The sequence below is a fragment of the Saccharothrix sp. ST-888 genome, from assembly GCF_000955975.1.
Lineage (GTDB): Bacteria > Actinomycetota > Actinomycetes > Streptomycetales > Streptomycetaceae > Kitasatospora.
Genome location: NZ_JYJF01000003.1, coordinates 189,530 through 210,464 on the forward strand (window position 1 = coordinate 189,530; position 20,935 = coordinate 210,464).

Below are 20,935 nucleotides of genomic sequence, written 5' to 3' on the forward strand. Positions count from 1 at the left end.
CCTCCGGGCTCCGCCTGCCCCGAGCCGAAAGAGACCACCGATGGAAACCATGCGCGAGCGCTTCTTCGACGTCACCGGCGACCTGCTCGACCACGACCCCCGGATCGCCCTGCTGCTCGCCGACATCAGCGCGGACCCGTTCGCCGAGGCCGCCCGCCGCCACCCCGACCGGGTGGTGAACGTGGGCATCCGGGAGCAGCTGCTGATCGGTGCCGCCGGTGGCATGGCGCTGACCGGGATGCGGCCGATCGCCCACACCTTCGCCAGCTTCCTGGTCGAGCGCCCCTTCGAGCAGGTGAAGCTGGACCTTGAGCACCAGGGCGTCGGAGCGCTCCTGGTCAGCGCGGCGGGTTCGTACGACTGGCCGGCCGGCGGCCGTACCCACATGGCACCCGGCGACATCGCGCTGCTCGACACCCTGCCCGGCTGGACGGTCCACGTGCCCGGCCACCCGGACGAGGCGGAGACCCTGCTGCGGCACGCGGCGGCGGACGGCGACCGCAAGGTGTACGTCCGGCTCTCCAACCACCGCAACGCCACCGCCCGCCCGATCACGCCCGGCAGGTTCCTCACCCTGCGCGAGGGGAGGCGCGGCGTGGTGCTGGCGGTCGGGCCGATGCTGGACGCGGTGCTCGACGCCACCGAGGGGCTGGACGTCACCGTGCTCTACGCCGCCACGGTCCGCCCGTTCGACGCGGCCGGACTGCGCGCCGCCCTCGGTGGCCGGCCCGACGTGGTCCTGGTCGAGCCCTACCTGGCGGGTACCTCCGCCAACGAGGCGCACGAGGCGCTGGCCGACCGCGCGCACCGCGTCCTCGGCCTCGGCGTGCCGCGCGAGGAGCACCGCCACTACGGCTCCATCCCCGAGCACCTCGCCGCCTACGGTCTGGACGCCACCGGTCTGCGCGAGCGCATCACCGCCTACCTCTGGTGAGCGGACCTTCGCGCCGCTACGCACCGTCGAGGGATGCGGGGAACTGCGTGAACAGCACCGCAGCTCCGTAGTGGCCTGCTCGCGCAGTTCCCCGCGCCTCTGGGGAGAAGTGCATGCCCGCGGACGGGGAGGCCCCGGTTTCAGCCGACCCGGACCACCGCCACCGAGTCGGGCGCCAGGAAGAGCGAGTTCTCCGCATCGCCCGGCCAGCAGTCACCGAACAGCGCGAGCGTCCCCGCGTACGGCAGGTCCAGCGGCACCGAACGCGGCGTCTCGCCGCCTAGGTTGACCACCACCCGGTACGGACCCCGGTGCACCACCAGCCAGCCCTTCTCCTCGTCGTACCCGACCCGGACGGCCGACAGGTCGGGGTCGGTCAGCTCGGGACAGATCCGCCGCAGCCGGATCAACCGCCGGTACCAGTCGAGCAGTTCCAGGTGCGGTTCGCACCGGAGCTCGGTCCAGTCCAGCGTCGAGGCGAGCACGGTGGCCGCCGCCTGCGGATCCGGTACGTCCTCCGCCGCCCAGCCGAACTCGGTGAACTCCCTGCGCCTGCCCTCCCGGACGGCCTCGGCGAGTGCCGGATCGGTGTGGTCGGTGAAGTACTGCCAGGGGGTGGACGCCCCCCACTCCTCGCCCATGAAGAGCATCGGGGTGAACGGTGAGGTGAGCACCAGCGCCGCCCCGGCGGCGAGCCGCCCGGGGGAGAGGGAGGCGGAGAGCCGGTCGCCGGTGGCCCGGTTGCCGATCTGGTCGTGGGTCTGGAGGTAGCCGAGCAGCCGGTGCCCGTACGGCTTGGGGAAGGGGCGGCCGTGGCTGCGGCCCCGGAACGAGGACCAGCCGCCGTCGTGGAAGTAGCCGCCGGTCAGGGCCTTGGCGAGGGCGGCGAGCGGGCGGCGGGCGAAGTCGCCGTAGTAGCCCTGGCTCTCGCCGGTCAGAGCGGCGTGCAGCGCGTGGTGGAAGTCGTCGCTCCACTGCGCGGTCAGGCCGAAGCCGCCCGCCTGGCGCGGATCGGTCACCCTGGGGTCGTTCTGGTCGGACTCGGCCACCAGGAACAGCGGTCGCCCGGTGGCCTCGCCCAACTCCGTCACCGCGCGGGCGAGTTCCTCCAGGAAGTGCAGTGCCCGCCCGTCCACCAGTGCGTGCACCGCGTCCAGCCGCAGCCCGTCCACCCGGTAGTCCCGCAACCAGGCCAGCGCACTGCCGATCAGGAAGTCCCGCACCTCGTCCGAACCCGGCGCGTCCAGGTTGACCGCCGCTCCCCACGGGGTGTGGTGCCGCTCGGTGAAGTACGGGCCGAAGGCGGGCAGGTGGTTCCCGGACGGGCCGAGGTGGTTGTGCACCACGTCCAGGATGACGCCGAGCCCCTTGCGATGGGCCGTGTCCACGAAGCGCTTCAAGGCGTCCGGACCGCCGTAGGGTTCGTGCACCGCCCAGGGCGCGACCCCGTCGTACCCCCAGCCGTGCCGCCCGGGGAACGGGCAGACGGGCATCAACTCCACGAAGTCCACGCCGAGTTCGACCAGGTGGTCGAGCCGTTCGGCCGCCGCGTCGAAGGTCCCGGCCGAGGTGAAGGTGCCGATGTGCAGCTCGTACACCACGCAGCCGGGCAGCGCCCGGCCGTGCCACGGGACGTCGGACCAGCGGAAGTCGCCGTGCGCCACCGGGCGGCTGGGCCCGTTCGGCCCGTACGGCTGGCGCGGCGAACGAGGGTCCGGCAGCGGCGGGCCCCCGTCCAGCCGGAAGCCGTAGTCGCCGGACGGTGCCTCGGCCCGCCACCAGCCGAGCCGCTCGGCGGCCCGCTCCATCGGCTGCGGGACGCCGTCCACCTCGACCTCCACCAGGGTGGCTTCCGGCGCCCAGACCCGGTACGTCGTCACCGAATTCAGCTCCTCCCAGAGTCCGGTCGGCGCCGGCTCAGCAGCGCGACCGGATGCTGCTCGAACAGCGAAGCCACCGGCACCGCACCGGAGTCGAACGGGCGCTGCGTCAGTTCGTCCACCCACGGGCCTTCGGGCAGCTCCAGCACGGTGTCCCGCCAACCCCCCTGCCGGGCCAGCCCGTACGGCAGCCGGGTCACGGCGGTGACCACCTGGGGCCCGCGCCCGAAGGCCAGCAGATGGGCGGCGGCCTGCCCCTGCGCGGCCAGCGGGCGGTACGGCCCGAGCGGGACGTCCCGGCGCAGGTGCAGGGCGGTGGTGGTCAGGTGCAGCTTCTCCCTGGCCAGGTCGCGGGGCCGGTCGGCGGCCGAGTCGGTGAGTCGCGCCGCCAGCGCGGAGAGGTCGACCGGGCGCCGGTTGTCCGGATCCACCAGGGTGTAGAGCGGCTCCTCGCTGCCCTGGTACAGGTCCGGCGCGCCCGGCACGGTCAGGTGCAGCAGGGCCGCCGCCAGGGTGTTGCTGCGCGCGTACGGGGCGATCAGCTCGACGAACCCGGCGATCCGCGGACAGAGGCCGGGATGGGCGAGCACACCGCGCGCGTAGTCGGTCAGCGCCCGCTCGAAGCGGGTGTCGGGCGCCGTCCAGGAGGTGTGCAGCTTCGCCTCCCGGGCCGACTTCAGCAGGACGGACACCAGCCGGTCGGCGGAGAGCGGCCAGGCGGCGACCAGGGTCTGCCAGAGCAGCCAGGCCGTGCTGCGGTCCGGGCAGTGGCCGGCCGCGTCCGTCCAGGCGAGGCACTCGTCGGCCCAGTGCCCGGGCAGCTCGGCCAGCACCGCGAGCCGCGCGCGGGCATCGGCGCTGCGCTTGGTGTCATGGGTGGACAGCACCGTCATGGAGTGCGGCCAGTGCTGCTCCTGCTCCGCGCACCAGCGGTGGAACTCGGCACTCGGCAGACCCGGATGCGCAGGCTCGCCGCCCACCTCGTTCAGGCTCAGCAGCGCGTTCCAGCGGTAGAAGGCGGTGTCCTCCACGCCCTTGGCGGCGACGGCCGAGGCGGTCTGGGCGAAGCGGGTGCAGAACTCGTCCTTCGCCACGCTGCGCCCCAGCCGCCCGAGCACCAGGTCGCGGATCAGGCCGGTGGTCGCCTCGGCCCCCGGCAGGTCGGCCGGAGGGCCCGCGAGCGCCGCCTCGACCTGCGCCACCGAGGCGTCGGGTGCGCTCTCGCCCGGCCGGACGTACGGGCGGTAGCCGGGGTAGGCGGTCAGCAACCGGCGCAGTGTCTCGCGGACCGTCCAGGGCGCATGGTCGGCGAGCGCGGGCTCGCTGGCGCAGATCCGCTGCACCAGCCGCACCAGGCGGTCCAGCTCGGCGGCCAGCTCGCCGTCGGGGGCGGTGAGTTCGGCCCGGCCCCGGGTGGCGGCGGCCGCTGCGGGACCGGCGCCGACGTCCCGCCGGTAGGCCGCGATCAGGTGCTCGGCGCCCGCGTGGTCGGTGAGCACGCCGTCGATCCGGCGAAGCGCGTCGTAGCCGGTGGTGCCCGCGCACGGCCAGTCGGCGGGCAGCCGCTCCCGGCCGGTGAGGATCTTCTCGACCACCGTGTACGCCCCGCCGGTGGCCTCGGCGAGCCGTTCCAGATAGCCGCGCGGGTCGGCCAGGCCGTCGGGGTGGTCGATCCGGAAGCCGTCCAGGACACCGTCGGTGTGCAGCCGCAGCAGGGTGCGGTGGGTGGCCTCGAAGACCTCGGGGACCTCGACCCGTACCGCGATCAGTTCGTTGACGGTGAAGAACCGCCGGTAGTTCAGCTCGGTACTGGCCAGTTGCCACCAGGCGGGCCGGTACCACTGGTGCCGGAGCAGCTCCGGCAGCGGCAGGTGGGCGGTGCCGGGGCGCAGCGGGAAGGCGTGCTCGTGGTAGCGCAGCACGTCCCCGTCGACCTCGAACTGCTCCAGCACGGCGCCGAGTCGGTCGCCGAGCAGCGGCAGCAGCAGCCGGCCGCGCTCGGGGGCGTCGGCGGGCCCCGGCTGCGCGGTCCAGTCGATGTCGAACCAGTGCGCGAAGGGGGAGTCGGGGCCGTCCCTGAGTACCTGCCAGAGCGGCTGGTTGAGCTGCTCCGGCACCGGGAGCGCCATGTGGTTGGGTACCACGTCGGCGATCAGGCGCAGGCCGTGCCGGTGTGCCTCGGCGGCCAGCGAGCGCAGGGCGCTCTCGCCGCCGAGCTGTTCGCTGATCCGGCCGTGGTCGACGGTGTCGTAGCCGTGGGTGGAGCCGGGCACGGCCTCCAGCAGCGGTGACAGGTGCAGGTGGGAGACGCCGAGCGCGGCGAGGTAGGCCACCGCGTGCTCGGCGTCGTGCAGGGTGAAGTCCGGCTGGAGCTGGAGCCGGTAACTGGCCGTCGGGTGGGGTGCGGCGGCGGATGTCATGGCGTGATGCCTACCCGGGCTTCGGGGCCGCTATGGCCGCCATGGTGCGAATGGGCCAACGGCCCTCGGGGGGTACTCATGCCGGCCGTTGCAGCACCAGCAGCGAGCGGTCGGTGAGCCAGACGCTGTCACCCGCCTTGACCCTGCTGCCGGTGCCCGGCGCGGGCAGGACGGGCAGGGCGGTGTCCACCACGACCTGCCAGGCTTCGCCGTGGTCCGCGGGCACGGTGAACTCCAGTGGTTGGAAGTGGGCGTTGAACATCAGCAGGAAGGAGTCGTCCACGATCTTCCCGCCGCGCCGGTCCGGTTCCGAGATGGCGTTGCCGTTCAGGAAGACCGTCAGTGACTTGGCGTGGCTGGTGTCCCAGTCGCGCCTGGTCATCTCCTCGCCGCCGGGGGTGAACCAGGCGATGTCGGTGAGGTCGTTGTGCGTGCCGGAGACCGGGCGGCCGTGGAAGAAGCGGCGGCGCCGGAAGACCGGGTGGTCGCGGCGGAGCCAGATCATGCCCTGGGTGAACTCCAGCAGCCGGGCCTGTGGGCCGTCGTCCTCGGGCCAGTGCACCCAGGTGAGTTCGTTGTCCTGGCAGTACGCGTTGTTGTTGCCGCCCTGGCTGCGGCCGAGTTCGTCGCCGTGGGCCAGCATCGGCACGCCCTGGGAGAGCATCAGGGTGGCGATCAGGTTGCGCTGCTGGCGTGCTCTGAGCTCCAGCACGCCCGTGTCCTGGGTCTCGCCCTCCGCACCGCAGTTCCAGGAGCGGTTGAAGGACTCGCCGTCCCGGTTCTCCTCGTGGTTGGCCTCGTTGTGCTTCTCGTTGTAGGAGACCAGGTCGCGCAGGGTGAAACCGTCGTGGCAGGTGACGAAGTTGATCGAGGCGATGGGCCGCCGGCCGTCGTCCTGGTAGAGGTCGGAGGAGCCGGTCAGCCGGGAGCCGAACTCGGCCAGCGTGGCCGCCTCGCCGCGCCACAGGTCGCGGACGGTGTCCCGGTACATGCCGTTCCACTCGGTCCACAGCGGCGGGAAGTTGCCGACCTGGTAGCCGCCCTCGCCGAGGTCCCAGGGCTCGGCGATCAGCTTGGCCTGGGAGACGATCGGGTCCTGCTGGACCAGGTCGAAGAACGAGGAGAGCCGGTCGACCTCGTGGAACTGCCGCGCCAGCGTGGCCGCGAGGTCGAAGCGGAAGCCGTCCACGTGCATCTCGGTGACCCAGTAGCGCAGCGAGTCCATGATCATCTGAAGCACGTGCGGGCTGCGCATCAGCAGGCTGTTGCCGGTGCCGGTGGTGTCCTCGTAGAAGCGGCGGTCCTTGGCGAGGCGGTAGTAGGAGGCGTTGTCCAGGCCGCGGAAGGAGAGGGTGGGGCCCAGGTGGTTGCCCTCGGCGGTGTGGTTGTAGACGACGTCCAGGATCACCTCGATCCCGGCCGCGTGCAGCGCCTTGACCATCGACTTGAACTCCTGCACCTGCTGGCCCCGGTCGCCGCCGGAGGAGTAGGAGGAGTGCGGGGCGAAGTAGCCGATGGTGTTGTAGCCCCAGTAGTTGGACAGGCCCAGGTCGCGCAGCCGGTGGTCGCGGACGAACTGGTGCACCGGCATCAACTCGATCGCGGTGATGCCCAGTTTGGCCAGGTGCTCGATGACCGCCGGGTGGGCCAGGCCCGCGTAGGTGCCCCTGATCTCCTCGGGGATGCCCGGGTGGAGTCTGGTCAGCCCCTTCACATGGGCCTCGTAGAGCACCGTGCGGTGGTAGTCGGTGCGCGGCGGCCGGTCGGTGCCCCAGTCGAAGTACGGATTGATCACCACCGAGTGCATGGTGTGCGGGGCGGAGTCCAGGTCGTTGCGGCGCTCGGGGGCGCCGAAGTGATAGCCGTAGACGGACTCGTCCCAGTCGATGTGACCGCTCATCGCTTTGGCGTAGGGATCCAGCAGCAGTTTGGCGCTGTTGTGCCGCTGGCCCAGACCGGGGTTGTGCGGGCCGTGCACGCGAAAGCCGTACCGCTGCCCGGGCTGGACGCCCGGCAGGTAGGCGTGCCGGACGAAGGCGTCCGTCTCGCGCAGCTCGACGGCGGTCTCGGAGCCGTCCTCGCCGAGCAGGCAGAGCTCGATCCGATCGGCGCTCTCGGAGAAGACCGCGAAGTTGGTGCCGGCGCCGTCGTACGTTGCGCCGAGCGGGTACGGCTGCCCTGGCCAGACCTGCATATGCCTCAACTCACCTCTAAACGACGGCAATTGGTGCTCGAACGGACCATGCCCGGCGGAATGCTCCACCATCTGCGGCCCGGCTGCACCGTGATGTACGGCACATGGGGCATCCTCTCCAACGGCTGCCCCCCAACCGTGCTCATTCGTTCGTTGTTCGCCCGAACGGGTGTCCGTGGACCGGTTGCAGCCTGCTTGCGGTGCGTCACGGTCCGTTCCCGGCCGCGTCGTTGTCCGGTCAACGGGCTGCGTCCCGCAGCGCGTGCGCAGTACCCTTGATCGTCCGGCGCGCTCCGGATCCCATGCGGAGACAGGCCCTGCCAGGACCGCCAGGGTTGAGACTGTGTCAGCGGACGGTCCGTCATTCCAGTGGGACGCGGACCGAGAGGTGAGGTAGCGCATGGTGGTCCCCGCAGACGGCCGGGGCGGCCCCGAGGGCCCCGGGCGGAGCGAGGCGCCGACGGTGGTCATGCACACGTCCCCGCCCGGCCGGATCGCCATCCCCGCCCAGTCCGGACCGTCCGAGGGCCCGACCCTCGCCTGGTCCGCCGACCAGTGGGAGCTGGCCCACCAGCGGGTCCGGCTGGCCGGCCGCGCGTACGTCTGGCTCAACCTGGTCGAGCAGCGGCTGCGTGCCCTGGTCGGCGAGGTGCTGCGCCCCGTCTACGCCCCCGCCCACGGCGAGGACTGGGTGACCGCCGCCGCCGGACCGGCCGGCGAGGAGTGGGTCTACCGGGCCGGGGCGGTCCGTGAGGTCAGCCGCCGCAAGGGCTACCTGCTCGACCCGGCCGACGACGACCCGCTGGTCTTCCTGACCCTGCCCCAGCTGCGCGAGCTGATGGTGCAGCACTGGCCCTGCTTCGAGCCGTACGTACTGGACCGCCGGGAGGTCGAGCTGGCGCTGGACGAGCTGGAGGTCGCCCGGCACGTCGTCTCGCGCAACCGCAGCCTCTCGCAGACCGTCCTGGCCCAGGCCGAACGGGCCGCCGCCAGGCTGCTCGCGCTGCTGGACGGCGGTGCGGGCGGGGTGCCCGCCGACGTGGTCGAGCAGCTGATCGCCGGCCGCTACGCGGACGTGGTCGCGGTGCACGCGGACCGGGTCAGGCTCCAGCGCGACCTGCCGGTGGAGGACCTGCTGGACGGCGCCCGGCGGCTGGACGCGGTCGGCATCGGGCTCGGCATGCTCTGCCAGAACTACACCGGCAAGCGGCTGATCCGGCTCGCCACCGACGGCTGCCGGGTGCGGCTGCTCTTCCTCAACCCGGCCAGCAGTGCGGTCCGCCGCCGCGAGCGCGAACTCGGCCTCGGCCGCGGCGAACTGGCCCGCTCGATCGAGATGAACATCATGCACGTCCGCCGGGTCCGGGCCAGGCTGCGCGACCAGGGCGGCTTCGAGATCCGGGTGTTCGACGAGACCCCCCGGTTCACCGCCTACCTGGTGGAGGGCCCCCGGTCGGTGGCCTCGGCCGGCGGTCGGCGGCGCTCGGAGGGCCTCGGCGTGGTCCAGCCCTACCTGCGGCGCTCCCGGGGCATCGAGTCCCCGGCGCTGGTGCTGCGCGGCGGCGCCGGACAGCTGCCGGGCGGTCAGGAGGCCGGGCTGCTGGAGATCTACCGCGAGGAGTTCGAGGGGGTCTGGGCGGACTCGCGTCCCGTCTCCTGAGAGGCCGTCCCACCGGGTGGCCGCCCGCTGAGGGGCCGTCCGTCCGGGACGGCCACCCCGCCTGAAAGCCCGTCCGCCGCCCTGGGGCGGTTCTGTCTCAGGTTTTGCCTTTTCGGCGTGGCAGCTTGACCCGGCCATTACTAAGGCACGCCTAAGCTAAGTTCCCGCGCCCCGGACAGTGCCTGTCCGGGGCGTCGCTTCTGAGAACAGGCACCGCCGGGGCCGGGACCCGGGGAGGAGAACCCTCGACATGTGGGACGACGCGTTTCCCAGCTTCCTGATAGGCCTACGGGAGGGTCTGGAAGCCGGGTTGATCGTTTCCATCCTGGTCGCCACCCTGGTGCGGTCCGGCCAGAAGGCCCGACTGCCCCAGGTCTGGACCGGAGTGGCGGCCGCCGTGGCACTCGCCCTCAGCTTCGGCTCGGTGCTCACCTTCACCGCCGCCAAGCTCTCCGGCAGCGCCCAGGAGGCCTTCGGCGGCACGCTCAGCCTGATCGCCGTCTGCTTCGTCACGGCGATGGTCTTCTGGATGCGCAAGTCCGCGCGCAACCTCTCCTCGGACATCCGGGAGAAGGTCACCGCCGCACTCGCCATGGGCGCCGGGACACTGATCCTCACCAGCTTCCTGGCCGTCGGCCGGGAGGGCCTGGAGACCTCGCTGTTCCTGTGGAGCACCATCCAGACCGCCGACGAGTCCACCGGCCCGCTGGTCGGCGCGGCGGTCGGCCTGCTCCTCGCCACCGGGCTCTGCTGGGCGCTGTACCGCCGGGTGCTGAAGATCAACCTCACCAAGTTCTTCACCTGGACCGGCGCCGTACTGATCGTCATCGCGGCCGGCGTGCTCAGCTACGGCCTGCGCGACCTGCAGGAGTCGGGCGTGCTGCCCGGCGGCACCGCGTACGCCTTCGACCTGGGCAAGCACGTCGACGCCTCGTCCTGGTACGCCACGCTGGTCCAGGGCGTGCTCAACCTGACCGTCACCATGACCGTCATTCAGGTGCTGGCCTACGTGGCGTACCTGTCGATCGTGATGACGCTCTTCGTCCAGGGCGTCCGGATGACCGCCGCCGTCGCCAAGCCGGCCGAGGCCAAGCCCGCCCCCGCCGAGTCCGCAGCGGCCGCCGAGGCAGAGCCGGCTGCGGCTGAGGCCGAGACCGCCGCTGCGGCGCAGGAGACGCCGGCCGCCGCCGAGGAGGCCCCCGGCAAGGGCGGCCGTCCGCGCTGGCTGGTCCCGGCGGCGCTGGTCGCCGTCCCCGTCGTGGTCGCGGGCGCCGTGATCGCGGTCAGCGGCGGCAAGCCCGCCGGCAGCTCCACCGTCTCGGTCTCCGAGCAGGACTGCGGCAAGGGCTTCGCCGCCCCGCAGCCCGGCCAGCAGGTCTTCCAGATGCACAACACCGGCAGCAAGACCTCCGAGGTCTACCTGGTCAACCCGGGCAGCGGCGCCGTCTACGGCGAGATAGAGGGCCTGGCCCCCGGCACCACCCGCGCGCTGACCGCCACCATAGGCTCCGGCGACTACGCCTGGCGCTGCGTCCCGACCGGCGGACAGATCGTCACCTCCGCGAGCGTGCACGTCTCCGGCGGCACCGCGGTCAAGGCCGTCGTCCCGGTCGCCGAGGGCGACCTCGACGCCCCGCTCGCCGCGTACAGGACCTTCGTCGGCCAGGGCCTGGCCACCCTGCTGACCCAGACCCAGCAGCTCCAGTCCGACATCCACGCGGGCAACCTGGACGCCGCCCGCACCGACTGGCTCACCGCACACACCCAGTACGCCTCGCTGGGCGCCGCCTACGGCACCTTCGCCGACTTCGACGGCAAGATCGACGGCCGCCCCGACGGTCTGGCCGACAAGGCGCAGGACAAGGACTTCAGCGGCTTCCTCCGCCTGGAGTACGGCCTGTGGCACAACCAGAGCGCCGACGACCTCACCCCGGTGGCCGACCAGCTGGTCAGCGACGTGGACGGTCTCGGCAAGGCGTTCCCCACGCAGAAGTTCGACCCCACCGACCTTCCGCTGCGCGCCCACGAGATCCTTGAGAACGCGCTCCAGTTCGAGCTCACCGGAGACACCGACCAGGGCAGCGGCACCAACCTGGCGACCGTGCAGGCCAACGTCGTAGGCACCAAGGAACTGCTGACCGTCCTTCAGCCGCTCCTCCGGTCGCGCGCCCCCGAGCTGCTGACCGAAGTGGACGCTGGCATGATCCGGATCAATGGGCTGCTCGACGCCGCCCACCACCCGGACGGAAGTTGGACCCCCGTGGGCCAGCTCACCCCCACGGCCCGCCGCCAGCTGAACGGCGCCGCAGGCCAGCTGCTCGAAGATCTCGCCAACGTCCCCACCCTGCTCGAAATCCGGAAGGCCGCCTGATGACCGACCAGCCTGCCGTCACCGGCTCGTGCCCCTTCGCCCACCTTTCCGAGGGACGCGGCGGCTCGGACCGCCGTAGCTTCGTCAAGGCCGCGCTCGGCGCGGGTGCCGGAGCCGCCGCCGTCGCCGGGGGTGTGCTGGCCCTCGGCGCCACCCCGGCCTCCGCCGACGGCCCGAGCCAGTCCAAGACCGGGTTGGTCCCCTTCCAGGGCACCCACCAGGCCGGCATCACCACGCCCGCGCCCGGCTACGCCCTCTTCGTCTCGTTCGACGTGGTCGCCCCGGACCGCAAGGCGCTGGAGAACCTCTTCCACACGCTGACCGACCGGATCCGCTACCTGACCGGCGGCGGCACCCCGCCCAACCTCGGCGTCGGCGCACCGCCGTCCGACAGCGGCATCCTCGGCCCGGTGCTGCCGACCGACAACCTGACCGTCACGGTCGGCGTCGGCGCCTCGCTGTTCGACGACCGCTACGGCCTGGCCAAGGCGAAGCCGGTCAAGCTCAACCCGATGAAGACCTTCCCCAACGACAACCTGAACGCCGCCGAACTGCACGGCGACCTCTCGCTGCAGATCTGCGCGGACAGCCAGGACACCGTGCTGCACGCACTGCGCGACATCGCCCGGCACACCCGGGGCGCGATGCAGATCAAGTGGCGGATCGACGGCTTCCAGAACCCCGGCCGCCCGGACGGCGCCCAGCGCAACCTGCTCGGCTTCAAGGACGGCATCGCCAACCCGGACACCACCTCCTCCCGGGTGATGGACCGGCTGGTCTGGGTCACCGCCGGCACGGGCGAACCCGACTGGGCCGTCGGCGGCAGTTACCAGGTCATCAGGATCATTCGGATGCTGGTCGAGTTCTGGGACCGGGTCTCGCTCGCCGAGCAGGAGAAGATGTTCGGTCGCCGCAAGGACACCGGCGCTCCGCTGGACGGTGCCAAGGAGACCGACGCACCCGACTACGCCAAGGACCCGGACGGCAACGCCATCCCGCTGGACGCGCACATCCGGCTCGCCAACCCGCGCACCGACAAGACCGCCGACTCGCGGATCCTGCGCCGGGGCTTCAACTACGACCGGGGCATCGACAGCGTCGGCAACCTCGACATGGGACTGGCCTTCTGCTGCTACCAGCAGGACGTGGTCCGGCAGTTCGAGGCCACCCAGACCCGCCTGATCGGCGAGCCGCTGGTCGACTACATCTCGCCCACCGGCGGCGGCTACTTCTTCGCCCTGCCCGGGGTCAAGGACAGCGCCGACTGGCTCGGACGCGGACTCCTCGCCTCCGCCTGACGGACGGCCCCCGGCCCCTGCCGCAGCCCCGGTACGAACCGTGCCGGGGCTGCCGCGCGTCCTGGCTGTCACAGGCACCCGCGATGATGAGGCCAGACCACGGCGGACGGACGGAAGGACACCCCAGATGAGCTGGTGGAAGGAGCCACTGGTCGGCTTCGACCTGGAGACCACGGGCACCGACCCGGCGCACTCGCGGATCGTCACCGCCGCCCTGGTGGACACCCTCGGCGGTCGGGTCGAACGGATCTCGGGCTGGCTGGTCGACCCGGGCGTGCCGATCCCGGCCGAGGCCGCCGCGATCCACGGCATCACCGACGAACAGGCCCGCACCCACGGCAGACCGGCGGCCGAGGCGGTCGAGGAGATAGCCGCCGCGCTCTGCGCACGGCTGGCCCTCGGGCACCCGGTGGTCGCCTTCAACGCGCCGTTCGACCTCTCGCTGCTCGACGCCGAGCTGCGCCGCCACGGCCGTCCCCCGCTCGCCGAACGGCTCGGCGGCGCCGTCGGTCCGGTGGTGGACGCCCTGGTGATCGACCGTTCGGTGGACCGCTACCGCAAGGGCTCCCGCACGCTCCAGCACGTCTGCGAGGTGTACGGGGTCGAGCTCGCCGACGCCCACGAGGCGGGCAGCGACGCCCTGGCCGCCGTGCGGGTCGCCGTCGCCCTGGGCGAGCGCTACCCCGCCCAGGTCGGCGACCTGACCCCCGAGCAACTGCACGTGCTTCAGATCGACTGGCACCGGTCCTGGGCCGAGGGGCTCCAGGCCTGGCTGCGCAAGGGCAAGGACGTCGAGGCCGTCATCGACCCGCGCTGGCCGCTCCGCTGAGCCCCGGGGCACGCGGGGCAGCACGGCCGGCCCGCTGCCGCTGCGCCCCGGCCCGCCCTGCCGCTCCAGGGAGTCAGACGGCGGGGAAGTCGAAGGTGTAACCGTGGGCGGTGAGCCAGGGGAGGAGCTGGCGCAGGGCCGCCACGGTCTGACTGCGGTCGCCGCCGCCGTCGTGCATCAGCACCACCCCGCCGGGCCCGAGGTTGCGCTGCACATCGGCGACGATCGAGGCGACCCCGGGACGGGACCAGTCGCGGGTGTCCACCGACCAGCCGAGCGGGCGCATGCCGTTCTGAACGGCGATCAGCTTGTTCTCGGCGCTGAAGTCCCCGCCGGGCGCGCGGAACCACGGGACTTCGGTGCCCGTGCCGCCGGCCTTGGTGATCATCTCCTTCGCTGCGGCGATCTCGTACACCTGCCGGTCGTGGGAGAGCGTGTGCATCGGCTGCGGGTGGTGGACGGTGTGGTCGCAGAGCCGGTGCCCCTCGGCCAGGATGCGCTTGACGGCGGCCGGCCGGGCGGTCGCCTGCGGACCGATCTGGCAGAACGTGGCGTGCGCGCCGTACTGGGCCAGCAGGTCGAGTACCTGGCCGGTGTACTGGCTCGGCCCGTCGTCGAAGGTGAGCGCGACCGTACGGCCGCCTGACGCGGTGTGGTAGACGATCGAGGTCGGACCGCCGGCGGGCGGCGGTGGCGGCGCGGGCGTCGAACTCCCGGTCGGGTCCGCGGTCGGCGTGGAGCTCACTCTCGGGGTCGGCGTCGGGGAGGTCCGGCCGGTCGAGGGCGAGGCGGCCGAGGAGCCGGCGGGCGTCGGGGCCGTGCTGCCGGACGAGGGCGCGGAGGGTGCGGAAGACCCGGACGGCGAGGACGGGGGCGGAACGGTGGAGGTGCCGGGCGCCGCCGAGCCGACGGTGCCGGGTTCGGCGGGTCCGCAACCTGCGATCAGGGCGGGCGCGAGCAGCGCGGCCAGGCCGTACCCGAGGGCGCGGGCGAGACCTGACCGAGGGCTGGGTATCCGCATGGCAACGGCTCCTGACGTCGTACCGGCGGCCCGGGAGGGTGCGGGCCGCACCCGGTACGACGTCCGCCGTCAGGGCACGGTTCCGTAGGTGCGTACGAAGACGACCCTTGGGTCAGAAGGGATGGGAGGGGAATCGGAGGGACATCGAAGGGAGGCTGCGAGGAGGTCGCAGGGGGGTCAGAAGGAGTACCAGCGCACCGCGGTCGCGCCCTCGCGGAGCGAGTCGACCCGGCGGCGGAACTCGGCGAGCGCGGCCGGGTTGCCGGGGACCTGCTGGGCGACCCAGGACGCGCTGGCGGTCTCCCGGGCGCCGCGCAGCACGGCGAATCCCGGCCAGTCGCGGACGTCCCAGCCGTAGGCGGTGGTGAAGGCGAGGTAGTCCTCGGCGGGGACGCCGTAGCGGTCGTGGCTGAGGGCGAGGACCACCAGGTCGTGCTCGCGCAGATCGTGGGAGACGTTCTCCAGGTCGAGCAGGACGGGTCCGTCGGCGGTGAGGTGGACGTTGCGCGGCAGGGCGTCGCCGTGGATCACGCCGGGCGGCAGCTGCGGGGCGAGGCCCCCGATCGCGGCGGCGAAGTCGGCCTTGCGCTCGCGCAGGAAGGCGGCGTCCGCCGGGTCGATGTGGCCGTCGGCGCCGGCCAGCCAGCGCTCCACCGGGGCGAGCAGGTTGCGGGGGGCGAGCGTGAACGGCGGCGCGGGCAGTCGGTGCAGGGCGTGCAGCAGCGGGGCCAGGTCGGCGGGCTCGGCGGCCCTGACGGCAGGGGCGAGCCGGTGCCAGAAGGTGACGGGGTGCCCGTCCGCGAGGACGGGTGCGGTCAGGTACGGGCGGACCACGGGCACGCCCTGTCCGGCGAGCCAGTCGGCGACGGCCAGTTCGCGCCGGGTGCGCTCGGCGAGTTCGGGGCCGCGTCCGACCTTGGCGACCACGGCCAGATCGCCGAGGTCGAAGACGGCGTTCTCGCCGAGGGCCAGCAGCCGGGCGCCGGCCGGCGCGGGCAGCCCGGCCGCGGCACAGGCGGTGGCGAGCAGGGCCTGGGCGCGCGGCCCGTCGAAGGTGGTCGTCATGGAGTGAATGATGACCTACGGGCTCGGGGCCCGCCCCGCCGGTGGATGGGGGACCGGGCGAGGACGGCAGCTCGGGGCAGTGGTCCGGGGCAGTCGTTCGGGGCAGTCGTTCGGGGAGGGTGTGGGGTTGTTCCCTACTCCTCAGGGACTGGTTCTCCTTCTTGAGGTAGGGGATGGATCCACCCTGAGGGGGAGGGATCTCCACCCGGAGCACGAGGTGTCAGGGCTGGTCAACAGGTCAGGATGGACCGGGGCCGGATTCCAGGCTCCAGGGGGCGCGATCCAGCGGGGCCACTTGCCGGTCGGCAAGTAAGACCCCGTAGGATGCACACAGATACTTACCTGCCGACCGGCTAGAGCCCTGCTCTGCGCCGGCCCAGCCGTCGCCCGGCGTCCCGTCCCCAAGGGCTGCGGTGAACCATGCCCAGGAGGCATTACGAGCATGTTCCACCGAATAGGACAATTCGTCGTCAGGCGGGCGTGGTGGGTGATCGCCGCCTGGGTCGTCGGCATGATCGCGATCGCTGTGACGGCGCCGACCGTCACCGCGCAGAACGACGAGAGCGCCTTCCTGCCCAAGCACTACGAGTCCATCCAGGCCTCCCAGCTGCAGGAGAAGGCCTTCCCGGCCAACTTCACCCCCGGCGCCATGCTGCTCTTCGAGCGTACCGACGGCGGCAAGCTGGACGCTGCCGACCAGGCCACCATGAAGAAGGTGGTCCAGGGTCTGACCGACGAGCACATCAAGGACGTCGAGCAGATCATCCCGGTCGGTCCGCAGAGCATGTCCAAGGACGGCAAGTACGCGCTGTCCATGGTCGCGATCGACAAGACCGTGATGCAGAAGCCCGAGTCCGCCGACGCCGCCAAGGCGCTGCGTGAGGACGGCACCAAGCTCACCGAGGGTTCGGCCCTGAAGTACCGGGTCGGTGGTCCGGCGGCGTCGAACCTCGACGCGAAGGACTCCTCGGGTCTTGCCAACCTCCTGATCGGGCTGGGCAGTTTCGTCCTGATCCTGCTGATCCTCGCGGTCATCTTCCGCAGCATCCTGATCGCGCTGGCGCCGCTGCTGCTGATCATGGTGGTGGTCTCGCCGACGGCCAACGGCCTGATCAACTACGCCACCAAGCTCTTCGGTCTGAAGGCCGACAACACCATGTCGGCGATCCTGATCGTGGTGCTGCTCGGTGTCGGTACCGACTACTTCCTCTTCCTGATGTTCCGCTACCGCGAGCGGCTGCGGGCCGGTGAGGACCGCAAGACGGCCGTGGCCAACGCGGTCGGCCGGGTCGGCGAGGCGATCACCTCCGCCGCCGGTGCGGTGACCGTCGCCTTCGCGGTGCTGGTGCTCTCCAGCCTCGGCATGTTCAAGGCGCTCGGCCCGGCGCTCGCCATCGCGGTCGTCACCACCGCCATCGCCTCGGTCACCCTGGTGCCCGCCGTGCTGTCGGTGATTCCCGCGAAGGGTCTGTTCTGGCCCGGCAAGAAGTGGATGGAGGAGCCCCGGGGCGCTCGCTTCGCCGCCCTCGGCCGGATGGTCCAGCGCCGCCCCGCCATGGTCGCCCTGGCCTCCGGCGGTGTCCTGGTCGCCCTCACCCTGGCCGCCCTCGGCTACAAGGGCACCTTCGACCTGGCCGGCAGCTCGATGCCGAAGGACAAGGAGTCCATGGTCGTCCAGACCAAGCTGATGGACGCCTTCTCGGCGGGTGCGGCCGACCCGAGCCACATCTACGTCACCAGCACCACCGACGGCGCCAAGCTCGACGAGAGCGCCCTGCGGACCTACGCGGGCAAGCTCGCCGAGGTCCCGGGGGTCGCCCAGGTCGAGCCGAAGCCGCAGCTCAGCAAGGACGGCACCACGGCGGACTTCACCGTCCTGCTCAAGGACGACCCCGCGAGCAACGCGGCGATCTCCACCATGGACAAGCTGCGGAACACCGCTCACGCGGACACCCCGGCCGGCACCAAGGCGTACGTCGGCGGCATCACCTCCGTGTACAAGGACATCAACACGGCGATGGCGCACGACTACAAGCTGGTCTTCCCGATCGCCGGCCTGCTGATCATGCTGATCCTCGGCCTGCTGCTGCGCAGCGTCGTCGCCCCCTGGTACCTGATGGCCTCGGTGGGTCTCGGCTTCGGCGCCACGCTCGGCGCCACCAGCCTGATCTTCCAGCACGTCGCGAACCAGCCGGGCCTGATGTTCATGCTGCCGATCTTCATCTACCTCTTCGTGGTGGCGATCGGAACCGACTACAACATCCTGATGGTCGCCCGACTGCGCGAGGAGGCCGCCGAAGGGCGTTCGCCGCGCGAGGCGGCGGCGGAGGCGATCCGCCACGGCGGTCCGACCGTCGGTGCGGCCGGCTTCATCCTGGCCGCGTCCTTCGCGACCTTCATGCTGGCGGGCAACGTCCTGTTCAGCGAGATCGGCTTCTCGATCGCCTTCGGCATCATCGTGGCGGCGTTCGTGATGGCGCTCTTCTTCACCCCGGCCGTCACCGCGCTGCTCGGCCGTGCCGCCTGGTGGCCCGGTCACGGCGAGCTGGCCGGGCACGGGACTCCGGCTCCGCTGGCCGCCGTCCCCTACGAGGACGACCGGGAGCCCGCCGGCCGTTCCTGACGGTCAGCGGTAGCCCGTAGTCACAGGGCGGGGGGCATGCGGTGAGCACACCGCATGCCCCCTCATCTGTGCAGGTAAACCCGGTGCGGACGACTGTGGCGAGGGAAACTCTTCCGATCATTTGACCGCCCGCCCGTGCTACAGTCGAAGCAGTTGCAGTTTTGGTTCCCATGAACGTATGTGTGCGCCTGCTGGTTACCAACCCAACAGGCGCATTTGTTTTGTCCGGTGTTTTGTCTCCGGATGGGGATCGCGGCTACTTGGGGCCTACGAGGTGTAGGTCCTGATGCCCCAGAAAGAGGAGACGGTTATGGCTACCGGCACCGTGAAGTGGTTCAACAGCGAGAAGGGCTTCGGCTTCATCGAGCAGGAGGGTGGCGGCCCGGACGTCTTCGCCCACTACTCGAACATCGCCGCCCAGGGCTTCCGTGAGCTGCTCGAGGGTCAGCACGTCGAGTTCGACGTCACCCAGGGCCAGAAGGGCCCGCAGGCCGAGAACATCCGCGTCATCGGCTGACCATCGGCTCACGCCGACAGCTTGTCGCGAAGCGAGGGCCCGCACCGCACGGTGCGGGCCCTCGCCCATGCCGCCGAACGGCCGGGGCGGCGCACTTCACCCCTGACGGCCGACCTTCCCCCAGCCCCCGGCTGGGGGCACCCCATGGACCATTTGCCACGGCACCCGCGATCCTCTGCGATCATCACGCGGTAGCCGCGGCCATCGGCCGACCCAGGACTGGAGAGCCCATGACCACCCCTGCCCGCCCGCCGCGCAACCGCACCACGGACCGCCCGCGCGCCACCGACCGCGCCCGTACGGCGGACCGCACCCGCGGCGCCGACCGCGCCCGTACCTCGTCCGCACCGCGCCGCGCCCCGCGCGCCCGCGCGGCTGCCGCGCCCCAGGTGGCCGAGGACTTCACCGTGGTCGAGGGCACCCCCGCCCGCCCGGCCGCACAGAGCTTCGCCGAGCTGGAGATGCCCAAGGCACTGCTCTCCGCGCTCGCCAAGGAAGGCGTCACCGAGCCCTTCCCGATCCAGGCCGCCACGCTGCCCGACTCGATCGCCGGGCGTGACGTGCTCGGCCGGGGCCGTACCGGCTCCGGCAAGACCCTCGCCTTCGGCCTGCCGCTGCTGGCCCGCACCGCCGGACAGCGCGCCTCGGCCCGCCGTCCACTGGCCCTCGTGCTGGTGCCCACCCGCGAGCTGGCCCAGCAGGTCACCGACGCCCTCACCCCGTACGCGAGCGCCGTCAACCTGCGGATCACCACCGTGGTCGGCGGTATGTCGATCAACAAGCAGTCCAACGCGGTCCGGCGCGGCACCGAGGTCCTGGTCGCCACCCCCGGCCGACTGGACGACCTGATCAACCGGCAGGACGTCCAGCTCGACGAGGTGCGGATCACCGTCCTCGACGAGGCCGACCAGATGGCCGACATGGGCTTCCTGCCGCAGGTCACCAAGCTCCTGGAGCAGGTCGCCGAGGGCGGGCAGCGGATGCTGTTCTCCGCCACCCTGGACCGCAACGTCGACCGGCTGGTGCGCCGCTTCCTGACCGACCCGGTCACCCATTCGGTGGATCCTTCGGCCGGCGCGGTGACCACCATGGACCATCACCTGCTCCAGCTGGAGGCCGCGGACAAGGCCGAGGCCACCGCGCGGATCGCCGCCCGCGAGGGCCGCGTGATCATGTTCGTGCACACCAAGCACGGCGCCGACCGGCTGGCCAAGCAGCTGCGGGCCAGCGGTGTGCAGGCCGCCGCGCTGCACGGCGGCAAGTCCCAGCCGCAGCGCAACCGCACCCTGGACCAGTTCCGCGACGGCCAGATCAGCGCGCTGATCGCCACCAACGTCGCCGCCCGCGGCATCCACATCGACGGCCTGGACCTGGTCGTCAACGTCGACCCGCCGATCGACCACAAGGACTACCTGCACCGCGGTGGCCGCACCGCGCGGGCCGGCGAGTCCGGCACCGTGGTCACCCTGGTGCTGCCCGAGCAGCGCCGCGAGGTCAACCGGCTGATGTCCACCGCCGGTATCCGGCCCACCGTCACCAAGGTCCGCCCCGCCGACTCCGAGCTGACCCGGATCACCGGCGCGCGTACCCCCAGCGGCGTCGCCGTCCTCCCGATCGCGGCCCCGGCCCAGCCCGCGCCCGCCGCCTCGGCCGCCGGTACGGCCCCGGCCCGCCGCCGGGCGCCCAAGCGCTCCGGCCTGCCCGCCGACGTGGACATCAACGGCAACGCCAAGCGGCCGCGTCCCAAGCAGCGCTTCGGTGCCACCGGTAGCGCCTCCGGCTCGGGTTCGGGTTCGGCCTCGGGTGAGGGCGGCGGCCGCCGGATGGCAGCCGGCTTCATCGGCAAGACCTCCGGCCGCTCCAAGCCCGGCTCCGGCTCCAAGAGCGGCTCCAACTACGGCACCGGCCGTCAGCGCCGCAAGTCCGACTGACCGTCCGCCGGTCTCCGGCTGCTCTCCTCCGGCCCGCCAGGTACGCCCTGGCGGGCCGGAGTGCTGTCGGGTGCCTCGATGTCGTGCACAGATGAGGAATTGACTAAGCGTCAGATACGTGTAGGGGTTGGGCGGGGACCCGATCGTCGTGGACGGTCGCGGTGGTCCGGACGTGATCGTCCAGGGCGGGCC

Annotated in this window: 13 protein-coding genes; 8 read left to right on the forward strand and 5 right to left on the reverse strand. The window is 72.0% G+C overall.

The window, feature by feature from the left end:
* The first annotated feature begins 40 nt into the window (after positions 1-40).
* The gene (locus UK12_RS03255) at positions 41-934 is read left to right on the forward strand and encodes a transketolase family protein (RefSeq protein ID WP_045299195.1); all 894 of its coding nucleotides are present in this window, start codon (positions 41-43) and stop codon (positions 932-934) included.
* Between the two features lie 140 nt (positions 935-1,074).
* On the opposite strand, the gene treZ is transcribed toward UK12_RS03255, so the two are convergent.
* From treZ to glgX, 3 genes are all read right to left on the reverse strand, one after another.
* Positions 1,075-2,814 carry a malto-oligosyltrehalose trehalohydrolase gene (treZ, locus tag UK12_RS03260; protein ID WP_045299197.1) on the reverse strand — a complete coding sequence of 580 codons (1,740 nt, stop codon included), beginning with the start codon at positions 2,812-2,814 and terminating at the stop codon, positions 1,075-1,077.
* A gap of 5 nt (positions 2,815-2,819) precedes the next feature.
* Entirely contained in the window at positions 2,820-5,234 is a 2,415-nt protein-coding gene (treY, locus tag UK12_RS03265; protein ID WP_045299199.1) for a malto-oligosyltrehalose synthase, read from the reverse strand.
* A gap of 76 nt (positions 5,235-5,310) precedes the next feature.
* Positions 5,311-7,428, reverse strand: coding sequence for a glycogen debranching protein GlgX (gene glgX, locus UK12_RS03270; protein WP_045299201.1), 2,118 nt, complete (start codon positions 7,426-7,428; stop codon positions 5,311-5,313).
* 400 nt (positions 7,429-7,828) lie between these two features.
* Here glgX and UK12_RS03275 point away from each other — a divergent pair, with 400 nt between their 5' ends.
* From UK12_RS03275 to UK12_RS03290, 4 genes are all read left to right on the forward strand, one after another.
* On the forward strand, positions 7,829-9,088 hold the full coding sequence (locus UK12_RS03275) for an SAV2148 family HEPN domain-containing protein (RefSeq protein ID WP_045299203.1): 1,260 nt from the start codon (positions 7,829-7,831) through the stop codon (positions 9,086-9,088).
* A gap of 250 nt (positions 9,089-9,338) precedes the next feature.
* Positions 9,339-11,459 (forward strand): iron uptake transporter permease EfeU, encoded by a 2,121-nt coding sequence (gene efeU / locus UK12_RS03280; RefSeq protein WP_045299205.1) that lies wholly within the window; start codon positions 9,339-9,341, stop codon positions 11,457-11,459.
* Complete coding sequence (gene efeB / locus UK12_RS03285; protein WP_045299207.1) at positions 11,459-12,757, forward strand: iron uptake transporter deferrochelatase/peroxidase subunit; 1,299 nt, start codon at positions 11,459-11,461, stop codon at positions 12,755-12,757. The genes efeU and efeB overlap by 1 nt, the downstream gene beginning before the upstream one ends.
* A gap of 127 nt (positions 12,758-12,884) precedes the next feature.
* Entirely contained in the window at positions 12,885-13,586 is a 702-nt protein-coding gene (locus UK12_RS03290; protein WP_045299209.1) for an exonuclease domain-containing protein, read from the forward strand.
* A 73-nt stretch (positions 13,587-13,659) separates the two neighbouring features.
* On the opposite strand, the gene UK12_RS03295 is transcribed toward UK12_RS03290, so the two are convergent.
* Together UK12_RS03295 and UK12_RS03300 are read right to left on the reverse strand one after the other, a co-directional pair.
* Positions 13,660-14,607, reverse strand: a complete 948-nt coding sequence (locus tag UK12_RS03295; RefSeq protein ID WP_156178506.1) for a polysaccharide deacetylase family protein — start codon at positions 14,605-14,607, stop codon at positions 13,660-13,662.
* Between the two features lie 177 nt (positions 14,608-14,784).
* Positions 14,785-15,672 (reverse strand): phosphotransferase enzyme family protein, encoded by an 888-nt coding sequence (locus UK12_RS03300; RefSeq protein ID WP_045299211.1) that lies wholly within the window; start codon positions 15,670-15,672, stop codon positions 14,785-14,787.
* Positions 15,673-16,114: 442 nt separating this feature from the next.
* On the opposite strand from UK12_RS03300, the gene UK12_RS03305 reads away from it, so the two are divergent.
* The 3 genes from UK12_RS03305 (at position 16,115) to UK12_RS03315 (ending at position 20,743) form a co-directional block, all read left to right on the forward strand.
* Positions 16,115-18,295 (forward strand): MMPL family transporter, encoded by a 2,181-nt coding sequence (locus tag UK12_RS03305; protein ID WP_045299212.1) that lies wholly within the window; start codon positions 16,115-16,117, stop codon positions 18,293-18,295.
* Between the two features lie 310 nt (positions 18,296-18,605).
* Positions 18,606-18,812 carry a cold-shock protein gene (locus UK12_RS03310; protein ID WP_045299214.1) on the forward strand — a complete coding sequence of 69 codons (207 nt, stop codon included), beginning with the start codon at positions 18,606-18,608 and terminating at the stop codon, positions 18,810-18,812.
* Positions 18,813-19,042: 230 nt separating this feature from the next.
* On the forward strand, positions 19,043-20,743 hold the full coding sequence (locus UK12_RS03315) for a DEAD/DEAH box helicase (protein ID WP_045299216.1): 1,701 nt from the start codon (positions 19,043-19,045) through the stop codon (positions 20,741-20,743).
* Positions 20,744-20,935 lie beyond the last annotated feature (192 nt).